General features: G+C 59.0%; 18 protein-coding genes. 10 read left to right on the plus strand and 8 right to left on the minus strand.

What is annotated here, in order from left to right; genetic code table 11:
• Positions 1 to 17: 17 nt before the first annotated feature.
• The gene (locus tag FHT92_RS28015; RefSeq protein ID WP_183741687.1) at positions 18 to 905 is read right to left on the minus strand and encodes a LysR family transcriptional regulator; all 888 of its coding nucleotides are present in this window, start codon (positions 903 to 905) and stop codon (positions 18 to 20) included.
• 78 nt (positions 906 to 983) lie between these two features.
• On the opposite strand from FHT92_RS28015, the gene FHT92_RS28020 reads away from it, so the two are divergent.
• The 3 genes from FHT92_RS28020 to FHT92_RS28030 are packed head-to-tail and all read left to right on the plus strand — an operon-like array spanning position 984 to position 2812.
• Positions 984 to 1766 carry an MBL fold metallo-hydrolase gene (locus tag FHT92_RS28020; RefSeq protein WP_183831341.1) on the plus strand — a complete coding sequence of 261 codons (783 nt, stop codon included), beginning with the start codon at positions 984 to 986 and terminating at the stop codon, positions 1764 to 1766.
• 46 nt (positions 1767 to 1812) lie between these two features.
• Complete coding sequence (locus FHT92_RS28025; protein WP_183741683.1) at positions 1813 to 2526, plus strand: SDR family NAD(P)-dependent oxidoreductase; 714 nt, start codon at positions 1813 to 1815, stop codon at positions 2524 to 2526.
• A gap of 40 nt (positions 2527 to 2566) precedes the next feature.
• Complete coding sequence (locus FHT92_RS28030) at positions 2567 to 2812, plus strand: 4-oxalocrotonate tautomerase family protein (RefSeq protein WP_183741681.1); 246 nt, start codon at positions 2567 to 2569, stop codon at positions 2810 to 2812.
• Between the two features lie 479 nt (positions 2813 to 3291).
• Here the strand turns inward: FHT92_RS28030 and FHT92_RS28035 are convergent, their stop codons facing one another.
• Both FHT92_RS28035 and FHT92_RS28040 read right to left on the minus strand, forming a co-directional pair.
• Positions 3292 to 4404: a glycosyltransferase family 2 protein gene (locus FHT92_RS28035; protein ID WP_183831343.1), complete on the minus strand. Its 1113-nt coding sequence runs from the start codon at positions 4402 to 4404 to the stop codon at positions 3292 to 3294.
• Positions 4405 to 4470: 66 nt separating this feature from the next.
• The gene (locus tag FHT92_RS28040) at positions 4471 to 5382 is read right to left on the minus strand and encodes a glycosyltransferase (protein ID WP_183831345.1); all 912 of its coding nucleotides are present in this window, start codon (positions 5380 to 5382) and stop codon (positions 4471 to 4473) included.
• Between the two features lie 256 nt (positions 5383 to 5638).
• On the opposite strand from FHT92_RS28040, the gene FHT92_RS28045 reads away from it, so the two are divergent.
• A complete protein-coding gene (locus FHT92_RS28045; RefSeq protein ID WP_183831347.1) occupies positions 5639 to 5935 on the plus strand; it encodes a hypothetical protein in 297 nt (98 codons plus the stop codon).
• 29 nt (positions 5936 to 5964) lie between these two features.
• Here the strand turns inward: FHT92_RS28045 and FHT92_RS28050 are convergent, their stop codons facing one another.
• From FHT92_RS28050 to FHT92_RS28065, 4 genes are all read right to left on the minus strand, one after another.
• Positions 5965 to 7416: a hypothetical protein gene (locus FHT92_RS28050; protein ID WP_183831348.1), complete on the minus strand. Its 1452-nt coding sequence runs from the start codon at positions 7414 to 7416 to the stop codon at positions 5965 to 5967.
• Between the two features lie 131 nt (positions 7417 to 7547).
• Positions 7548 to 8915, minus strand: coding sequence for a polysaccharide biosynthesis/export family protein (locus FHT92_RS28055; protein WP_183831350.1), 1368 nt, complete (start codon positions 8913 to 8915; stop codon positions 7548 to 7550).
• A gap of 8 nt (positions 8916 to 8923) precedes the next feature.
• The gene (locus FHT92_RS28060; protein ID WP_183831352.1) at positions 8924 to 9874 is read right to left on the minus strand and encodes a glycosyltransferase family 2 protein; all 951 of its coding nucleotides are present in this window, start codon (positions 9872 to 9874) and stop codon (positions 8924 to 8926) included.
• A complete protein-coding gene (locus tag FHT92_RS28065; protein WP_312858797.1) occupies positions 9871 to 11502 on the minus strand; it encodes a Wzz/FepE/Etk N-terminal domain-containing protein in 1632 nt (543 codons plus the stop codon). The genes FHT92_RS28060 and FHT92_RS28065 overlap by 4 nt, the downstream gene beginning before the upstream one ends.
• Here FHT92_RS28065 and FHT92_RS29800 point away from each other — a divergent pair.
• Positions 11489 to 11611: a hypothetical protein gene (locus FHT92_RS29800; RefSeq protein WP_312858798.1), complete on the plus strand. Its 123-nt coding sequence runs from the start codon at positions 11489 to 11491 to the stop codon at positions 11609 to 11611. The genes FHT92_RS28065 and FHT92_RS29800 overlap by 14 nt on opposite strands.
• A 98-nt stretch (positions 11612 to 11709) precedes the next feature.
• On the opposite strand, the gene FHT92_RS28070 is transcribed toward FHT92_RS29800, so the two are convergent.
• Positions 11710 to 12423 carry a sugar transferase gene (locus FHT92_RS28070; RefSeq protein ID WP_281412831.1) on the minus strand — a complete coding sequence of 238 codons (714 nt, stop codon included), beginning with the start codon at positions 12421 to 12423 and terminating at the stop codon, positions 11710 to 11712.
• Positions 12424 to 12895: 472 nt separating this feature from the next.
• Between FHT92_RS28070 and FHT92_RS28075 the strand changes: the two genes are divergently transcribed.
• The 5 genes from FHT92_RS28075 to FHT92_RS28095 all read left to right on the plus strand — a co-directional run bounded on the left by FHT92_RS28075 (position 12896) and on the right by FHT92_RS28095 (position 18821).
• Complete coding sequence (locus FHT92_RS28075; protein ID WP_409527179.1) at positions 12896 to 13633, plus strand: Crp/Fnr family transcriptional regulator; 738 nt, start codon at positions 12896 to 12898, stop codon at positions 13631 to 13633.
• 120 nt (positions 13634 to 13753) lie between these two features.
• The gene (locus tag FHT92_RS28080; RefSeq protein ID WP_183831356.1) at positions 13754 to 15145 is read left to right on the plus strand and encodes a glycosyltransferase family 4 protein; all 1392 of its coding nucleotides are present in this window, start codon (positions 13754 to 13756) and stop codon (positions 15143 to 15145) included.
• Positions 15142 to 16386, plus strand: coding sequence for a glycosyltransferase family 4 protein (locus FHT92_RS28085; RefSeq protein ID WP_183831358.1), 1245 nt, complete (start codon positions 15142 to 15144; stop codon positions 16384 to 16386). Before FHT92_RS28080 ends, FHT92_RS28085 begins: the two co-directional genes overlap by 4 nt.
• A gap of 77 nt (positions 16387 to 16463) precedes the next feature.
• The gene (locus tag FHT92_RS28090) at positions 16464 to 17945 is read left to right on the plus strand and encodes a lipopolysaccharide biosynthesis protein (RefSeq protein ID WP_183831360.1); all 1482 of its coding nucleotides are present in this window, start codon (positions 16464 to 16466) and stop codon (positions 17943 to 17945) included.
• Positions 17946 to 17996: 51 nt separating this feature from the next.
• Positions 17997 to 18821: a glycoside hydrolase family 16 protein gene (locus FHT92_RS28095; protein WP_183831362.1), complete on the plus strand. Its 825-nt coding sequence runs from the start codon at positions 17997 to 17999 to the stop codon at positions 18819 to 18821.
• The last annotated feature ends 2 nt before the right edge of the window (positions 18822 to 18823 follow it).

Raw genomic sequence — 18823 nt, forward strand, 5'->3', positions numbered from 1 at the left:
AACGGAAATTGGGGATTTCAGTCTTCGAACAAGGCACTTTCCGTCGCGAATATTTTGGTGATGTATTCGGCGACGGTCCGGATCGGCAGATCCTTGCGTTGCTGCCGTCGGGTGAGAAGCCAGGCTTCCCGCGGCGGCGGCGCTCGTTCGAGTGGGCAGGGATAGAGGCTTCTTTCCAGACGACCGATGTAATGCGGCAGGAGTGCCAGACCTGCGCCTGACTTGGCAGCCATCGCTTGGGAAACCTGATTGTTGGCGCGGAAACACACACGCGCATACGGGAACTGGCGGGCCAGCCAGATCGCCTCCGGCACGTAGCCGTTCACCTCGTCAAATCCGACGAAGACGGGTTCCGCGCCGTTTTCGACTTGCCGGCAAACCTCCTGCGTTCCGTAAAATCCGTATCCGATCGTCGCGAGCTGCTTGGCCATCAGATCGCCGTCCTGCGGTTTTCCTAAGCGTATGGCGATGTCGGCCTCGTGGCGTTCAAGGCTTATGGTGCGCAGGTCAGTCGCAAGGTCGATATCGAGGCCCGGATATTGTTTGGTGATTTCCGCCAGACGGGGGATGAGGAAGCCCTGTGAGAGTGCGGGCGAAGCGTTGATGCGCACCAGGCCTTTCGGCGTGTCGTCCTTCCAACCCCGTCCAAGTGTCTGGACGGAGGCTTCCATGTCGCTTGCTGCGGTGAGTGCGCGGGTTCCGGCGGGTGTGAGCACATAGCCATCGGGGCGGCGCTCGACCAGTTTTTCGCCGAGCGTTTCCTCGAGCGAATGAAGGCGGCGGGCAATCGTTGCGTGGTTGACGCGCAATGTGCGGGCCGCGGCCGAAAGGCTGCCGTGGCGTCCGAGTGCGAGAAAAACCCTGATGTCCTGCCAATCGGGCTCTGTGCGTTTTTTATCAGCCATTGGCAAAGAATAGCGAATTTTTCGCAGAAGGGAACGGGGCTAGATAGGAGGCGACCTCGAAACAGAAAGGTTGCCGATATGACCTCTTCCCATCTCAATCTTACGCTGATCGGCGGGCCAACCGTGTTGATCGAATATGGCACGCTCCGGCTTCTCACCGATCCTACCTTCGACCCGCCGGGCCTCTACAGGGAAAAGCCCGTTCGCTTCGAAAAGACTTCCGGACCTGCCCTGTCGGTCGAAGAGATCGGCCGGCTGGATGCTGTCTTACTCAGTCACGATCAGCACCTCGACAATCTCGACAGTGCCGGCCGGGCAATGCTGCCGACAGTCCGCACCACATACACAACAAAAGCTGGCGCCGAGCGGTTGGGCGGCAATGCGCTGGGCCTTGCTCCTTTCGAGACCGTCACGCTGGAAGGCGCTGGTGGCGAGAAGCTGCTGGTAACAGCAACACCCGCCCGCCACGGCCCCGTCGGCATTGAGCCGATATCAGGCGATGTCGTCGGCTTCGCGCTTGGCCGCGAAAAGCCGGGCGATCTTCTCTACGTGACCGGTGACACGGTCTGGTACGAGGGCACGGCAGAGGTCGCCAGGCTATTTTCTCCCAAAGTGGTGCTGCTGTTTACAGGTGCTGCCGAGCCCCGTGGCCGTTTCCACATGACGATGGGTAGCGAAGACGCTCTGGAGGCGGCGCATGCCTTCCCGAACGCGCTGCTCGTATCCGCGCACAACGAGGGCTGGGTGCACTTCCGCGAAACGCAGGACCAGCTCGCGCACGCATTCTCCGTCTTCAACCTCGAGGATCGCCTGAAGCTCTTCGAAAGAGGCAAACCGCTCGCCGTCGATCTGACGGCCTGATCACCTATCAAACATGGCAAAGCGCCATCTTCCAAGGAGACATACCATGAGCAATGAACAGAAAGTCGCAATCATCACCGGTGCCTCGCAGGGTATCGGTGCAGGCATCGTCGAGGCCTATCGCAAGGAAGGCTATGTCGTCGTTGCCAACTCCCGCAACATTCAGCCGTCATCAGATGCAGGTATTATCGCAGTACCCGGCAGCATCGGCGAGCGTCGTGTGGCCGAACAGCTCGTCAAGACGGCCGTCGAGCGTTTCGGTCGTGTCGATACGCTGATCAACAATGCCGGTATCTTTATCGGCAAGCCGTTTACCGATTACACGGTCGAAGACTTCGACAACGTCGTCAACGTCAACGTTGCCGGCTTCTTCCACGTCACGCAATTTGCCATTGCCCAGATGCTAAAGCAGGGCCATGGTCACATCGTTCAGATCACCACGGCCCTTGTGGATCAGCCCATCGCCGATGTCCCTACGGGCCTCGCGACGCTGACCAAGGGCGGTCTCGATGCCGTCACCCGCGGGCTTGCCATCGAATATGCCAAGAGCGGTATCCGCGTAAATGCGGTGGCGCCCGGTATCATCAGGACGCCGATGCATGCGCCGGAAACGCACGATTTCCTTAAGGGTCTGCATCCGGTCGGCCGCTTGGGTGAGGTGAGCGAAGTCGTAGACGCCGTGCTCTATCTCGAGCGTGCCGGCTTCGTCACCGGCGAGGCGCTGCATGTCGATGGCGGTCAGCACGCCGGTCGCTGGTGATCATGAAAAGGGGAATGGACCGTCATCAAGGAGAACGACAATGCCTTATGTGAATATCAAAGTAACGCGCGAAGGCACGACCCCGGGCGCAACGAGCACCACGCCTGAGCAGAAGGCCGCCTTGATCAAGGGTGTCAGCGATCTGCTCTTCGACATCATGGGCAAGCCGCATGACAGCACCTTTGTCGTCATCGATGAAGTCGAGATGGAAAGCTGGGGTGTCGGCGGCCTGCCCGTGCCTGAATATCGTAGGCAGCTTGCAGAAAAAGCAGCAAAGCAGAAATAGTGTCGTGGCGGCCGCAAGGCCGCCATTCGCTTTACGATCAAGCGCAATGCATAGAGTATCGTGTCATGGGCAACTGGCAGGGCAATCGTATCATCGGCCTATTCGGAGTGAAGCTTCCCCTCATTCAGGCGCCGATGGCGGGGCGACCAGGCGAAGCGAGGCCTTGGTCGCTTCCAGCCGCCCTACTGACAATCGAGCAGACGAAAGCGGCGCTCGCCAGGGTGGGCTGGGCAGGTTGCAAGCCTTGCACGCGAGGAGTGCGGAACTAACGCGGTATCTCGTCGAAGCCGATTAATTGGCGGTGTCGCTGTTATAGGCACAGCAGCCGTTTTGCTGTCGGGCCGAGGTGACTGGAGGAGAGAGGCAGGCCGCTTGCGACGGGTAGCGGAATGCAGGCCGGAGCCAGCACAGGCAAACCTTGAAGGCGACTGCCGCATCGCGAAGATCGGAAGCGATTTTCGAAAGGCCGATGCGCAGATTCAAAAGGTTAGAGCGCCATGCGTCGCTTCGCCTGAGATGACGGCGCCTGTCTGGGCCAGGGAGGACCTGTTCTCCGATGCTGCCGAGCTCTTCTGCTGCACCTCAATGTCGGATGCGCTGTGCCAGAGTTGCCAGCCTTCGCCCTGTATGAGACCGCTGTCGGAGAGATCTTTCCAGTTTCGATAGGTGCCGGTGCTCGTGGAGACGAAGTTGCGCGCATCTTCGGGGGAAGAGTACATCGTGTACTCGGCCGTATGCTCTAAACGGTTGACGGGATCGGCGACCTTGTGAAGAAAGCTCGACAGGAATTTGAAGTGCAGAAGGGCGCTGGTGACGCTGACGGCGCCACGAGTTTCGCCGAGATTAAGAGCGAGAGGCCAGACCTGATGCGCGGATTTGAGATAGAGGCGCTCACCGGATACGTAGATCAGCGGGATCTTATTGAGCGCCGGGCCATCCCAAATGCGGCCACGGAAATAGACACGGCCGCGCACGCCGCCCTTGATCCAAATGGTGCGGCTGCTCTTGTCGAAATGCGATTCATAGCCTGAGCGGTCGAAGAGGTTACATGCGTCGAGCGGATCGCAGCCGGGCTCGCAGACGTTTTCGCTGACGGGATTGCGGCTGTACATGTCGATCATGACCGAGCGCAGCGAACGAGCGTCAACCGATTCCATATAGGCGGTCAACTGGCCGATCGAATGCGTGTCGCAATGCGGATAGACGAGAAACTCATCTGCATCGACATAGAGAACCCATTTTTCCTGGCAATGACGGTTCATGACCGCATTGATCCAGTCATTGCCGAAGCGCGCTGCCTTGTAGGAGCCGGTGGCCGAAAGCAGCGAGACATCCTGCATGCCGGACAGGAGCTCGGCGGTGCCGTCGCTCGAACCGTTGTCAATGCAGATGAAATGCTCGACACCCAGATTGCGATAATATTGCAGGAAGAACTCCATCCGGTGTCCCTCGTCACGGATCACGCAGATCAGCACATGGCGCGCCTGCTTGAGGCTGTCGCGCAGCCCGCCATAGCCGACCTGTCCGGCCTTCAGCGAGCGGCGCAGCCGGGCCTTGGCATAGTGCGAAATACTGTTGGTCAAAACACTCATTTCTGCTCCTGAACACTCGCGCCGGCTTAAAGACCGGTTCTGCCTGCAGGGCCGGGCCGATTTTCGTCAGACGACATAGTCGCCGGCGAGCAGGGTCTGGACACGCGGATTGGGCATCTCATTCTGAAGGGCATGTCGCACGCGCTCACGCATCGAACGGTATTTATAGACCACCTTGCGGTCGAAGCTGATGCCCCGGTAGAGCGCATTGTAGGCCGGATGTGTCTTGCGCAGATCGATATAGACCTGGCTTTCGGTATCGCTCCACGGGAAAAACGTGCCGTGCCAGGGCTTGGGGTGCGCCATGTAGTGGACGATAGCGAGCGAGGACATGTCCACCAGATGCAGGAACTGCTTGGGAAAGTTCCAGCGGTTCGACACCAGGATGAGCGAGGAACCGCAAACATAGTTCAGCGCGCCCTGATCATGCTTGCCGTCGCATGCCTCCGGATTCGTGGCAAAGAGCTGCAGCGCTTCTGGCCCGATCCAGCCATCGCGATGGAATTTCAGAACGCCGGCATTGAAGTAACTGCTGTCCTTGCCGTTTTGCAGCAGGCCCTGAATGGACGTGTAGTCGCGGGCCGCGAAGAACTTTCCAGGGGGCGCGAAGGCATTTTCGAGATCGGCAAGGCTGCTGACGATCTGCGTGTCGCCATCCAGGTAGATGATCTGGGTATAATTGTCAGGCAGGATCTGGGCGAGTACCAGCTTGGCCATGGTGCTGACACTGATACGGCCCATGAAATGCGAACCGTCGAGCTTGCCGAGGGATTGGTGCAGTGCTTCTGTCGCATCCATCAGCTTGACACCGCTCAATGCCAGCAGGCTCTTCAACTCCTCGAAATTGTCCAAATGTTCCGACATAAGAACACAGACATCCGTCTCGGAACTTGCAAATTTTCGGGCCTGCAGCGCCGAGAGAATAGTCGGAAAGGAATATTCGACATCCGTAACGTAGGCCACGCACTGATTACTCATGGTACAATCCTTCTCGTAGTTCTTCGTCGGCAAGTGTCTTTGTCGAGATGCTGTCCTGCATGTGTTGCAAGCGGGTATATCCCATTCGATCGGGAGCCAATCGTGCCGCGTCGGCATTTTGTTCGCGGCGGATTGTGAGAAAATTAGCTATTGCTATCGCTCCGCTACCGAAAGCTGGGTGTTGTGGATTTAGCCCTGTGATGTGAAGATCGGCATGGGGCGCATGTGGGACGATAGAAAGGAATAAGGCATCGCAATGCTGAACGGCACGATCATTGTGATACTGATTTCGCTCGCAGCCGGTGCGGTCATTCGCGCCTGGGCCTTCGCTATTTTCGCGATCGCCGTCGCCCTCGGTTTTGGAATCGTAGCTCATCAAAACGCGTCGCTGCTTGAAGCCGCACTTTACGGTCTCGGTATCCTCGTGCTGATGCAGGTCTGTTATGTGACGGGTGTCTTCGTGGCCGGGCTTTGGCGCCGCAACCGTAAGCCATCCAGGGAGAGCGCAATGGTCGACCCAGCGCCCGTGCCGAGCAAGCAGCGGCAAAGCTGACATCGTCGACATTTTTTCCGCCCGGCACATCATCGCGACGAAAATACCGGCGTGCTCATCAGAGATGCCGGTGTCCTCTGCAGACGGGCCATACGGTTCGGCAGCGGGTAGGGCGCGGCCAGGCAACCGCTTGCAAGCCCCGCCGTGATGCTGAAAAGCAGGCCGAGGTCGGTGCTGCTTCCGGAAATCGTCGCCGAGGCGATCTGCGCAATGGAGGCGAAAACGGCGGCCATCCCAATTGCTCGATTTTCACGGTTCACCAGTTTGCTACGAGCCGCAGCCTTCACTAGGCTGCAGAGGAAGAGCACGAATAGAACCGTCCCGGTGACGCCGACGTTCGACAGAAGTGCGGCGGCGAAGCTCGATGCGCGCACGGTGCCGAGGCCTGCCCCGAAAGTGGCCGTCTCCACGAACGAGACCAGTGCCAATGTGTTCCAAGCGGTGCGCTCCTCGCCGGATTGCGATTCGAGCTTGTTGGCCAGGGTGATGTTCGCCAAATCGCCGACGGCATTCCAGGCGCTCGGGATTAGGGCTACGGCCATGATCACGCACGGCACCATGAGTAGAGTGATCAGAAGGAAGGTCGCATAGGGACGTGTGGCCTGGCCGCTTAAGAGTCGCTTGAGGCTAAACAGGATCGCAACACCAATTATAAAGAGGCCGGCGACATAGGCAGTCGTCGAAGTGCAGAGGATCAGGGTCAGGCCGATCGATACCGTTGCAAAGCCGGTGAAGCGGCTCGGGAAGCGTTCAAGCCAGAGGATGAAGGTGAAGCTGAAAAACACCAGAGCCGCCGCACCATAAGCACTTGCCTCCGGGAAGGATCCGACGATGCGCTTGAAGCCACCGATGACCTCGGCTGTGTGCATTGTATAGTTGGCGTTGCGGATGAAATCGAGCAGGTTGGGCTGGCCTATCGTGAAGGTCGCAATATCGAGAAGGGCGAAACCCAGGCAGACGAGTGCCGTGACGATGAGCTGGCGGGCGATGAAGCGTCCCTGTCCAAGGCGGGCAAGACCGCAGACGACGGCGAAGCAGACGAGGTCGCCGAGCAGGTAGACGGATTGCGTGAGATTGGAGGAACCGGGCGCCAGTGGCGATGCCATAATCGACATCACGCCGGAACTGCTGCGTGCGGATGAATAAACCAGGGTCGCGCCGGCGAAAATGCGCGGCAGGAAGAAGGCTGATACCGCTGAGAACAGGACATAGGCAGCAAACCAGAATCCGGGACCGGGATAGGCTAAGCTTACCAACGCCGCCTGTTTCTGACGCGGACGCAGCAGCACACCGATCGTGACGAAGAGCAGCAGGAGGTGGCTCGGCTGGATGCTGCTGCCGCCGAGCGCAGGAAGCTGGAAGGCTGCGGCTGCACCGAGCAGTGTGGAGATGCAAAGCGCCGTGATCGCAAAGCGGGATCCATAGTAGACGAGCGCCAGGCCGAGCAGGAGGACGATGAAGCCAATCGGTTCAATTGTCATGCCGCAACCTCCGACCCGCATCGAAGATTTCTGTCATGACGCCAAGCAGACCAGCGTCGCGGCACGATGAGACAGCGACTGCAGACATGAACTCAACCCCGACGCTAGCTGGCATATTCCTCCAGTGTCCCTTAGTTCGATCCCGTCTGCGATACCCAGTTCGGACCGGGCGCCTCGCTTCGGGCTACATTAGGAGCGAGGCCGGCCGGCTGCTGAGGCCGTTGGGCCTGAGACGCGGTCGACGACGCAGCTGCCTCGACGCTGATTTCGATGATGTCGTGCGGCAACAGGGCCGTGTTCTCATCCGCTACGATATTGCTGTAACTACCGTCCTCGTTGCGGCGAACGATCTTGAAGTTCTTCTTCGTCGTGCCGAGCAGCGCCGACTCTGCACCCATGCGGGCGAGTTCGGCGCTGTAGCCGGCCTGATCGCCGAGAAGCTGCGCCACCTGCATATCGATCCCCGCCTTGTTGATGGCGAGGTTGATCGTGTTCAATTCCTGCTGGTTTTCAGCGTTGCGCTTGTTGATGATGGTTGCCTTTTCACGCTCGCTCTCGTTCAGCCCCTGACGCGACTTGGTCAGCGCGATCTCGAGGTCCAGCAGTTCGCTCTGGGCTTCGGCCAGGCCGCGGTCGACTGAATATTGGCGGGTGTTGCTGGTGAGGCCCTTGCTGACGAGGCTGTTGACGTTGTTCAGTTCCTGCTGGGCAAGATCGATCTGCCGCTTCTGTGAGATGATCTTGGCTTCGAGCGATTGGATTTCCTGCGTGTAGAGGCGGTTCAGATCGTCTGCAGCCTCAATCTGGCTGTTGGATTCGACAGCGCGCAGGCGCATCAGGTTCAGTTCCTCTGCCTTGAGCTTGTCGATATCGGGCGCGCCGGCGATCTCCGAGGGAATGTCGAAATCGGACTGGCCGGCGATCTCGGCGCGCAGGCGTGCTGCACGCATCAGGAGATCGCGGCGATTGAGGAGGGCTGTGCGGTAGTCACCGGCCGCCTGAACGCGGTTCCGCTCGTAGTAGCTGTTGTCGTCGCGCGCCCGCATATAGCCGCCTGCAATGCTGACGGCTTTGATGACGGTCATATTGGCCTCGAAGGGATAGCGTCCGGGCCGCTCGATGCTGCCGTTGATGAAGATCGGGGCGTGTTCGTCAATTTCGACGGCGATGAAGGGCCTTCCGGGAAGGTCGGCCTTTTCGGCCAGTGCGTCCGAAATGTCGTTCGACAACTGCTCGGTCGTCTGACCGGAGGCCTTGATCTGACCGGCGATCGGAATTGAGAGATTGCCTGCGTCATCGACGCTGTAGGTTCCATCGAGAGCTTCCCAGCTGGCATATTTGGAATCAGTCGAACGCCATTCCACGATCCGCAGCTTTATCTTGTCCTCGGGAACGAGCGTGTAGCTGTCGGCACGAGCTGCGCTCCATCCCATTGCGCAGGTGAAGACGGCGGCAAGGCCAACGAGCGTAAGGCGATCAGGGAAAGACATGAGCCTCATGGCGTCTGTTACCTCCGTTTTGCCGCGATGGATGTGGAGGACATCTCGCGATTTGAGGACTGGCTGAGCTCGAGAATGCGCATGGGAGATGCACGTCCCACCAGAAGATCGGACAAAGCCAGGAAATTGCCGTTCAGCCGACCACGACGGTCGACCGCGGGATCATTCAGCAGGGTACCGCGGGCGTTCGCCAGAATATTGCGGCCGATCTGCGCCAGCGCACGGGTCAAGGACATGGTGCCCTTGCGCATCAGATGCACGGGATTTGCGACTTGCGAATAGCCCAGCCGCTTGCCGGGCTGGCGTCCGGTCTTGACGCCGAGATGGACGCCGCAGGCGCCCGAAATACGCACCGACCGTCCGTAACGAGCCATTGCCCGGCTGAAATCGACATCTTCGAGCCAGCCGTAGAGCGGCAGCTCCTCGTCGAAGGCGAGCCCGTGGCCGGCAATTGGCGCCAACCGAACCGCCATATTACATCCATAGGCATTATAGACTTCGGTGACCTGTTCGCCTCTTTCGCCTGCGGTCTCAATGACGTGTATGGCTTCAGATTGGGTCATCCCCTTGCCGAGAATGCCGTCGGCGAGGACGTCGCCGGTCGCGATGACCACATCCGGATTGTCGGCAAAGACCGCTGCCATGCGCGGAATGAAGCCGGGCGCAGGAATGAAGTCGTCGTCGAGGAAGATCAGCACGTCCGCGTCCGCGCCTGCGGCTTCAATGATCCGGTTGCGCTGGCAGGTCAGCCCGCGGGGGCCGACCATCAATTCCACACCCTCTCGGTTGGAGAGCCCGGCAGCGTCATCCAAGTTGGGGACGCAGACGATGATGCGATCTGGATGAGGCTGAAGGCTATCGATATAGGTCACCGTCTCCAAAAGCGTCGTCGGCCGGCCCGCCGAGGCAATGCCGACGGCGATCTTCAGTTTCGGTGCCTGGGGGGTCGGAGCGGTCATGTCCGAACACTCGATGGTGTGTTGTTGACGATCGCGCCAAGGATTTCGGCGCCGACATTGCGCATGCTGTCAATCACGCGAACGGTTTCGTCAATCGAAGTGCGGCCGTAGGAGGTTACGAGGAGAACGCCGTCCAGCTCCGGCGCGATCGCATTGGCGTCCGGCGACGAGGTGAAGGCGGAGATATCGACGAATATGGCGTCGAATTCCTTCTTCAGATCATTGAAGTTGAGTTGAGTGCGGCGTGAACTCAGGCGGATGGCGGGCGTCACAGCGCGGACCTTGCCCAGAGGCAGGAATTTCAGTGTCGGCGTCAGTGACAGGGTAGCGGTGCGCATCGCCTCGATATTGTCGAGCACGTCGATTAGGCCGGCCGAACTGTTCGGCGCGATGGATTTGCTCAAAGAAGGTTTGGTCGCTGCAGCGTCGATCAACAGGGTACGCGAGCCTGACATCGCCGAGAGCACGGCAAGCTCGCAAGCGATGGTGGATGCGCCGCCGCCCGGGTCGACGGCCACGAGGCCGATCACCACACGCCGTCTGCGGCGAAAGCCGGTGACAGTCGCACCTAGTTCGGCCATTCCGGGGATTATCGGGTAGGCAACGGTGCCGCTATCGTTGGCAGTAGACAGCGCCGCGGCGCGGCCAGCCCTCTTTGCGCGTCCGAGAGGTGTGACGAAAGACAGGCCAGCCGCCTGCGAGAGCTGCTGGGTGCGCATGATGCGCCGATCGCTGACATGGCGAATCATGGCGAGGCCGAGGCCGGAACCGGCGCCGACAACCAGCGCGAAGGCGAGGATCAGCGAATTGTTCGGCTGCGCCTTGGAGACCGGCGAAGTGGCCCGCGAGACGATAGTGGCGTCGGAGACGGGATAGGAAATGCGCTGCTTGGCCTCCGTGTATTGAGTCAGGGTATTTTCGAAGAGGGTGCGGCGGGCGTCAGTCGCGCTCTGCAATTCGGCAAGCTTGAACTGGTCGCGCGGATTTGCCTTGAAGGTGGCAAGCGCGTTTGCTGCGTCGGCAAGCCCGCGCTGCTGCTCATTGACGAACTGTTCCAGCCATTCACTATACTGCTGGGCCGCAACGGCCTTCATCTGGACATTCTTGTGGATGTATTGCTGGGCAACCGCGTCGGCGATCTCCACCGCGCGCTGCGGGTTGGATGCAGATGCGGATATTTCGAGGATCGTCGACTGGCCGATGCGGCGCATCGCCACAATATTGCGCAGCCGCGCGATGACCCGATCGGTCCGACGTACTTCCTGGCCCGCCGTTGCGGGCTGGGCGTTCCCTGAGATCACGTCACCCTGTGCCGTCTCGGGCTGGGCGCTGCTGGCTGGGTTGCTGGTCAGCCAATCTTTCACCTTGTCCTGCAGGGAAAGGGTCTGATCGGAGAAGGCCGGATCGTTGGCGAGGTTCAGCGCGCTGGCCACGCCGCCGAGAACATCGCTAGACTTTGCTATTTCAAGCTGCGCATCGATGAAGGCGTCTTCGGCGAAGGCCCTTTGAGCCTCCGAGCCGTTCGCTTGCGGAAAAACCATAAGCTGGGTACTGGCCACATAAGTCGGCTTAGCAACGAAGAGATAGGCGGCGGCGAGTATCAGAAAGACTAAGGTGGTAAATACCATCCATGGCCAACGCATCCTGACGAAAAAGGACATATCCCGCAGCGTCAGCGACGAACTATCGCTGGCAGTGGCCGGCAAAGATATCGGGGAGACGCTGCTGAAGACGTGATTTGAGTTCATAGTGTCCTGATCCAAGGGGCGAGAGTGTCTCTTCGTTGATATCCTGCAGGTGCGTATGGCCCGCTCGGGTCATACGTCGTTTTGGGACTAGTAGCAGCCGCGCTGCGAGAACAGCGCTGGAACGGTCTTCGCGACGATGATGAAATCGCGCGTGAGCGACCAGTCGCGGACATATTGGACATCGAGCGCGACGCGATGCTCGTAGCTGACATCGTTGCGCCCGCTGATTTGCCACTGTCCAGTCAGACCCGGTCTGGCGGCCATGTAACTCGTGACATGCTCGCCGTAGCGAGCCAGCTCCTCAGCTGTCACCGGCCGCGGACCTACAACGCTCATTTCTCCCCGCAGGATATTGATGAGCTGCGGGAGCTCATCGATACTGGACCTCCTCAATATCTCGCCGACAGTGGTGATGCGCGGATCGTTCTTCAGCTTCCGCGTTGCTTCCCATTCGGCCCGCGCTGACGGATTGGTGCGCAGCAAGTCGGCAAGCTGGGCGGCTGCATCGGTCTTCATGGTGCGGAACTTGAGGCAGCCGAAGGCGACGCCCCCATATCCAATACGCGTATGTGAATAGAAGACCGGCCCTTGATCGCTCAACTTTACGATGAGTGCGGTGATCAGCATTAGAGGCGACAGCAGAATCAGAGCAGTCGTTGCAATCACAATATCGACCGCCCGCTTAGATGCCCTGCCGACTACGTGAGGGCGCAATACTGCGTGACGATCGTTGTTCATCCCGAACTGGTCAACCTTCGGCCAGGATTCACGAACTTTGATACTCTGTACTTCCCAAGTCATCGACCGACTCCAAAAGTTTTCGGTTAGAACCTTACGAAGTTTGGTGCAGCGCAATGTGCTTGTCTGTGACCGCGGTCATAATGATTAACAAATTCTTTATGCTAATACTGTGATGCTTCGAAATTCTGTCCGAATTTGGCGGCAGGGGATTTCTACATCCTAATTCTCTTCGATAATTCAACTTACGCGAGGTCTGAGCGCAACGGCTTGCATAGATGAAGCCGGGCGTTGCAGCCATTTTTTGAACAATTCTGAATTTGATCGCCCCAAAAATAGGCACTTTGGCTTAATACCTCTCCTGAATTCGACGGATACTAGAAAAAATATAATCTATATAACTGGTGGTATTGTCACTATTATTTGAGATGCTCCTGTCATCTTCGATTGTTATTTGACTCTCAAGTTAGGACAATATAAATGATGCAGTGCAGCATCAGCTACGGCCAATTTGTTTTGTTGGGGAGTTATGCGCATGGACGGAGCTACACAAACGAGAGACTATAGGGTCGCTATGGGCAATGCGGCTATTAGCGTTGTTCCGGATACATCTTTGAACAACCGCATCTCAAGTGATGACGACTTCCCGTTCTGCCGCGCGACTATACGCAACTTCCGCCGCGGTGAACTTATTGCAGGCGCTGGAGTCTTCGTAGACATGTTCGCCCGGGTGCAGCGCGGGCTGGTCAGTGCCAGTACAATGCTGCCAGACGGCAGGGAGTTCATTGTCGAGATCATTCCGAGAGGAGGGTTGATCGGCGAACTCGAAGTATTGCGCAGGCAAATGCTGAACCTGGAGTATAGAGCCAGTTCTGATTGCGAGCTATACTTCTTCGAAGGCCGGCTGTTGCGGGAAAGGTACGCAACCGATCCGCAGTTTCAGGAAAAGGTCTTTTCGAGAACGCTTGCGCGCGTCTCCGAACTGGAGCGGCGCATCATTTCGAACGCCGGATCGAGCCTGCAGTCGCGGCTGGCGGCAATGCTTCTGCGACTCTCTTCAGTCTACGGAAAGGACACGCCAGCCAACCGCGATGTGCTGGTCATTTCCCAAAACGATCTGGCAGCGACGCTTCCGGCTTCCCGTGAAAAAGTCAACCAGTGCTTGCGGCGACTGCGTGAATGCAAGGTGATCGACGGAGCCCAGGGCAGGATCCGTATTCTCAACCGTAAGGCGCTGGAAGCCTATGCCGACGGTGCAGCGTCGGCGAAATAATGCGCTTCGTCACGATCCGGCCGCCTTGGGCGGCCGGCCTGTGATCACTTCACCCGTTATGGGCGGCATAGGGTTCCAGCCGTCAAGAGCGTCCATTGTGTTTGTCGTTGGAGAGCTTCTATGAACGACACCGGCCAACTGCGTCCCGATGAAAAAGGGTCCGCCGTTTCGACGTTGCGGTGGCCGGCTTCCGGACGCTACGCCAAAATTTGGAGGGACGGCATCGCTGCGCGACCGGTGCTCGACCGTGTGGTCATAATCGATGACTATTCGACGGCGAGGGGCGGGGCGACCGCGCTTGCGGTACTGTCGGCGAAGCTCTTCCGCGGACTCGGCATTGCCGTCACTTACATCTGCGGCGACGATGGCGCCAGTGAAGAGCTTGTTTCTCTCGATGTCTCGATCGTTAAGCTCAATAGCCGCGACCTTTTGAGTTCCAACCGGGTGAAGGCCTTCGCGACCGGCATTCACAATCCTGCAGCCGCTAGCATGATTTCCGCCTGGTTGCGTGCCAACGATACGCCGAGGACCGCCTATCATGTCCACGGCTGGCATCAGATCCTGTCACCGGCCGTCTTTGATGCGCTTACACCTGTTGCCGATCGATGCGTCGTTCACGCCCACGACTTTTTCACCGGCTGTCCCAATGGTGCGTTTTTCGATTATCGAGCGCAAGATATCTGCCGGCGACGTCCGCTCGGGGCGAGCTGTGTTGCCACTTCCTGCGACAAGCGCAGCTATGCGCAGAAACTGTGGCGGACGGCCCGTGGCGCCAATCTCTTCCGCGCGCTCAGAAGCCGCCCCGCCTTCGGCAGGATCATCCTGCTCCATGAAAAGATGGCTGAGTTCCTTGTAAGCTCCGGCTATCGACCGGAACGGCTGATCACCATCCGCAACCCGATCGCGCCGCTGACGCCTGAGCGTGTCGCAGCCGAGGATAATGACGAGTTCGTCTTCATCGGGCGGCTGGATGAGGAAAAGGGTATCGAAGACGCGCTTGCCGCTGTGCACAGAGCCGGAGCAAGGCTTTGCGTCATCGGCGATGGGCCGCTGATGCCGAAGGTCGTCGCGGCTGGCGATCATGTCCGAGCCATGGGTTGGCAGTCGCATGCCGAGATCGGCCGGATCATCCGCACTGCAAGGGCTCTTGTCATGCCGTCCCGCTATCCGGAGCCGTTCGGCCTTGTGGCGATCGAGGCGGCGCGCAGCGGCCTTCCCGTCATCATGAGCAAGGGCGCCTTCCTTGCCGAGGAAATGGAGAGGGCCGGAATGGCGATCTCGTGCAACACGATGGACGAGGAAGTCTTTGCCGCAACGCTGACGGCCTTCCGCCAGATGCCTGACGAGGATGTCCGTTTGATGAGCGAACGTGCCTTCCAGCTGTCGCCCAATCTGGCAACGACACACGAAGAATGGCGTGATGCCCTTCTCGCACAATACCGCAGTCTGATTCCGACACATGTGGTGCCTGAGCCGAAGGGCGGGGCAATTGTACAAGGAGCGTTCAGATGACTGTTAAAGCAGCAAGCTCTCTCCCCGATGCAATGGCATTCCGAAGCGACGCGCCCGTCGTGGCAAGAAGCCGGGCCGTCGAAGCCGGCAATAGGGCCGATGCGAAGCCGCTTCGCGTCGCAATCGTCCACTACTGGCTGGTATCGATGCGCGGAGGCGAAAAGGTGGTGGAAGAACTCTGCCGTATGTTCCCGCAGGCAGATATCTTCACGCTGGTGCACAATCCCGATCGTACCAGCGATTTCCTGAACAGCCGCAAGATTCAAACGTCCTTTCTACAGAAGATCCCGCGTTCGACGCGTCACTATACGAAGATGCTGCCGCTCATGCCGTTTGCGCTCGAGCACTTCGACCTTCAGGACTATGATCTTGTCATTTCAAGCGAATCCGGACCTGCTAAGGGCATCATCACGCGGGCGGATGCCCTTCACATTTGCTACTGCCATTCGCCGATGCGCTACATCTGGGATCAGTTTCACGTCTATCGGCGCGGTGTTTCCTGGATCGGCAAGGCAATGATGTCGCTCACGGCTCCGATGCTGCGTGCCTGGGATGTAACCACCGCCTCGCGCGTCGATATGTTCGTAGCGAATTCCAGCTATGTGGCGGGCCGTATCCGCCGCTTCTATGACCGCGATGCCATCGTCATCTATCCCCCGGTCGCGACCGACGATTTCGCCATCGGGCAAGGTAAGGGCGAATTCTATCTCTATGCAGGCCAACTCACCGCTTATAAGCGGCCGGATATTGCCGTGAAGGCCTGCACGGAAATGGGCCGCAATCTGGTCGTGATCGGCGAGGGCGAGCAGGAGGACTATCTCAGGTCCATCGCTGGACCGACGGTGGAGTTCCTCGGCCATCAGCCGTTCCCAGCTCTGCGTGATCATCTGTCGCGCTGCCGCGCTCTGCTGTTTCCCGGCATTGAAGACTTCGGAATTCTGCCGGTGGAAGCAATGGCAGCCGGCCGGCCAGTTCTGGCTTTCGATGCGGGCGGTGCACGCGAGACTGTCTGCGCACCCCATGTCGGTTTCCGCTTTGCCGAGCAGAGTGCGGAAGCTCTGATGGAAACGATGGCAGCCTTCGAAGCGGTCGAGGAAACGCTCGATCCGGTGGCGATTCATAACCACGCTCTGAAATTCTCCGCAGCAGTGTTCCGCGACCGCCTCGGCTCGCTCATCGATGAGCAACTCGCCAAGCACGGCCTTCAGGCCGCAAGCCCTGTCAGGAGGAAAGTAAGCTGACACGCACAAAAACCCCGGAGCGGCAGCACCCGGCGCTTCCCAGAAGAGGTTCGTTGCTCATGGCCAAGGAATAGATCGTGTCAAGCGTATCGCATAGAACGGCGACAGCAAGCATCTGGACAATCGGCGGAAAATTCCTGGCGCGGCTGCTCGATTTCGTGAGCCTGCTCATTCTTGCAAGACTTTTGAGCCCGGCCGATTTCGGGATCGTCGCCATTGCCACGTCGGTCCTCGTCATCGTCGAGGCGATCCTCGATCTGCCGCTCACCCAGGCGTTGGTGCGTATTCCTTCGCCATCCGAGCGGATGTTTGCTACGGCCTTTACATTGAGCCTCATTAGAGGAACGGCGATCAGCCTGATAATGATCGTCGTCGCCTGCCCGATGGCTCTCATCTACAATGATCCGCGGCTCTTTTCGCTGATTGCCGTGATTTCGATCGCGCCTGCGATGCGCAGCGTGATTAGCCCGCGCTTGGTGCTTTTCATGCAGCGCTTCGACTTCCGGCGCGAATTTGCCCTCGACATCATCGCCAAGGGATCGACCCTGATCTTCGGCGTCGGTATCGCGCTTGCGACCGACAGCTACTGGGGGCTGGCGATTGGCGCCGTTGCCGGGCCGACGACGGCGACCATACTTTCCTATATCTTCGCGCCGATGCGGCCAAGGCTCAGCCTTTCTGAATGGAAGCATTTCCAGGACATGATCGGCTGGAACACGGTTTCGCAGGTTCTCAACTCGCTCAACTGGCAGATGGATCGGCTGCTGCTGCCGCGCTTTACGAGCCTTTCCACTTATGGTGCCTTCAGCGTCGCGGACAATCTTACTGGCATTCCCTATCAGACGTTCGTCGGCCCACTCATGCGTCCGCTGATGGCGGCCTTTTCCAATGTCAGTGACCGGGGCAAGCAGATTACTGCTTATCTGAAGGCCACAAATGCGATCATGGTCGTGGCGGCGCCCGTCCTGCTCGTGATCATTCTCCTGGCCGATCCGATCCTGCGAATCGTCGTCGGCGAGAAGTGGGCATTTGCGGCGCCGATCCTGCAGTGGCTCTGCACCGTCAGCCTGATCGGCCTGCCGACGACCATCATGCCGCCGCTCGTCATGGTTCTCGACAAAACCCGATACGTGGCGCTCAGAATGTCTGCTGAATTCGCAGTGAGGGCGCCGGTTACGGTGCTCGGCGTGGTGATGTTCGGGCTTGACGGTGCGCTGGCAGCGCGCGCTATCTCCGCAGTCGTTGCCTATGTCGTCTGCCTCGTCATCACGCAGCGGCTGATCGGTGCCTCAATCGGGGCGCAGCTTTACGCGTTCGTCCGGCCGCTTGCGGCCTGCCTGCCGATGATCGGTTTCCTGCTCTGGGTGCAGCCCGTTCTCATTGCCACGCCGCTCGGCATCGAGCTCGTCGCTGGCGTTAGTCTCTGCAGCGGTGCCGCGCTTGCGATCTTCTGGGCTTTCTCGCTGCTCTTGTGGCAGGCCGTAGGACGGCCCGACGGACTAGAAGCCATCGTCATGAGGAAGATCACGCCCTGGCGAAACGGAGCCGTCGTTTCATGATCGGCTCGCAAACCCCGCAACGGGTTCGAAAAATCTCCTGGAGGGAGCACAATGCGTCACGTTAAATTTGCCGGAAGATTTGCGCTTCTGATCGTCATCGGTCTTTTCGGCCCGCCAGGCCCCCGGCCCAGTGAGGCCGAAGAGCCACTCAATCTCGATGATTTCCAGCTGACCTTTGCCGAAGACTTCAACACACTTGACGTTTCGGCCTGGGGTGAAAAGGGATCGCGCTGGATCGCGCATACACCGTGGAATGGCGATTTCGGCGACGCCCAGTTTACCGACCCAATGGACGGTTTCCCTTTTACGGTCAATGATGGCATCTTGCGGATCGAGGCTCGCAAGGATGCGGATGGTAAGTGGCGCTCCGGTCTGCTCGCCTCCACCAATCCGAAAGGCGAGGGCTTTTCCCAGAAGTTCGGTTATTTTGAAGCGCGCATGAAGCTGCCGCCCGGCAAGGGCGTCTGGCCAGCTTTCTGGCTGATCGGCCTCGATCGGTCCAAATTCACCTCGGAAATCGACGTGATCGAATATTACGGTCGTGCGCCCGGCGAGTTCAGCATGGGCTATCATGTCTGGCGCCCGAGCAACCAGCACACGACGGATGGCCATCTGACGAATGTGCCCGAAGGCTCGCTCAGCAGCGACTACCACACTTTTGGCGTCGATATCGGCCCGCGGAAATCGAGCTTCTATTGGGACCGCAGCCCGATCTGGAGCTTCGATACGCCGCCGGAATTCCAGATGCCCTTTTACCCGCTGGTCAATCTTGCCCTCGGCTCAGGCTGGCCGATCGATGAAACGCCGGACCCCTCCTATCTGCTGGTCGATTATATCCATGTCTATCAGCGCAAGAGCCTGATTTCCGGGGAATGACT

Origin of the sequence: Rhizobium sp. BK377, from assembly GCF_014193935.1 — a bacterium.
In the GTDB taxonomy this organism is placed as follows: domain Bacteria; phylum Pseudomonadota; class Alphaproteobacteria; order Rhizobiales; family Rhizobiaceae; genus Rhizobium.

Bases quoted from the DNA above. Each gene is read 5' to 3' on its own strand.
- FHT92_RS28015 (WP_183741687.1), bottom strand. From the start codon at position 905: ATGGCTGATAAAAAACGCACAGAGCCCGATTGGCAGGACATCAGGGTT.
- FHT92_RS28020 (WP_183831341.1), top strand. From the start codon at position 984: ATGACCTCTTCCCATCTCAATCTTACGCTGATCGGCGGGCCAACCGTG.
- FHT92_RS28025 (WP_183741683.1), top strand. From the start codon at position 1,813: ATGAGCAATGAACAGAAAGTCGCAATCATCACCGGTGCCTCGCAGGGT.
- FHT92_RS28030 (WP_183741681.1), top strand. From the start codon at position 2,567: ATGCCTTATGTGAATATCAAAGTAACGCGCGAAGGCACGACCCCGGGC.
- FHT92_RS28035 (WP_183831343.1), bottom strand. From the start codon at position 4,404: ATGAGTGTTTTGACCAACAGTATTTCGCACTATGCCAAGGCCCGGCTG.
- FHT92_RS28040 (WP_183831345.1), bottom strand. From the start codon at position 5,382: ATGAGTAATCAGTGCGTGGCCTACGTTACGGATGTCGAATATTCCTTT.
- FHT92_RS28045 (WP_183831347.1), top strand. From the start codon at position 5,639: ATGCTGAACGGCACGATCATTGTGATACTGATTTCGCTCGCAGCCGGT.
- FHT92_RS28050 (WP_183831348.1), bottom strand. From the start codon at position 7,416: ATGACAATTGAACCGATTGGCTTCATCGTCCTCCTGCTCGGCCTGGCG.
- FHT92_RS28055 (WP_183831350.1), bottom strand. From the start codon at position 8,915: ATGAGGCTCATGTCTTTCCCTGATCGCCTTACGCTCGTTGGCCTTGCC.
- FHT92_RS28060 (WP_183831352.1), bottom strand. From the start codon at position 9,874: ATGACCGCTCCGACCCCCCAGGCACCGAAACTGAAGATCGCCGTCGGC.
- FHT92_RS28065 (WP_312858797.1), bottom strand. From the start codon at position 11,502: ATGGTATTTACCACCTTAGTCTTTCTGATACTCGCCGCCGCCTATCTC.
- FHT92_RS28070 (WP_281412831.1), bottom strand. From the start codon at position 12,423: ATGACTTGGGAAGTACAGAGTATCAAAGTTCGTGAATCCTGGCCGAAG.
- FHT92_RS28075 (WP_409527179.1), top strand. From the start codon at position 12,896: ATGGACGGAGCTACACAAACGAGAGACTATAGGGTCGCTATGGGCAAT.
- FHT92_RS28080 (WP_183831356.1), top strand. From the start codon at position 13,754: ATGAACGACACCGGCCAACTGCGTCCCGATGAAAAAGGGTCCGCCGTT.
- FHT92_RS28085 (WP_183831358.1), top strand. From the start codon at position 15,142: ATGACTGTTAAAGCAGCAAGCTCTCTCCCCGATGCAATGGCATTCCGA.
- FHT92_RS28095 (WP_183831362.1), top strand. From the start codon at position 17,997: ATGCGTCACGTTAAATTTGCCGGAAGATTTGCGCTTCTGATCGTCATC.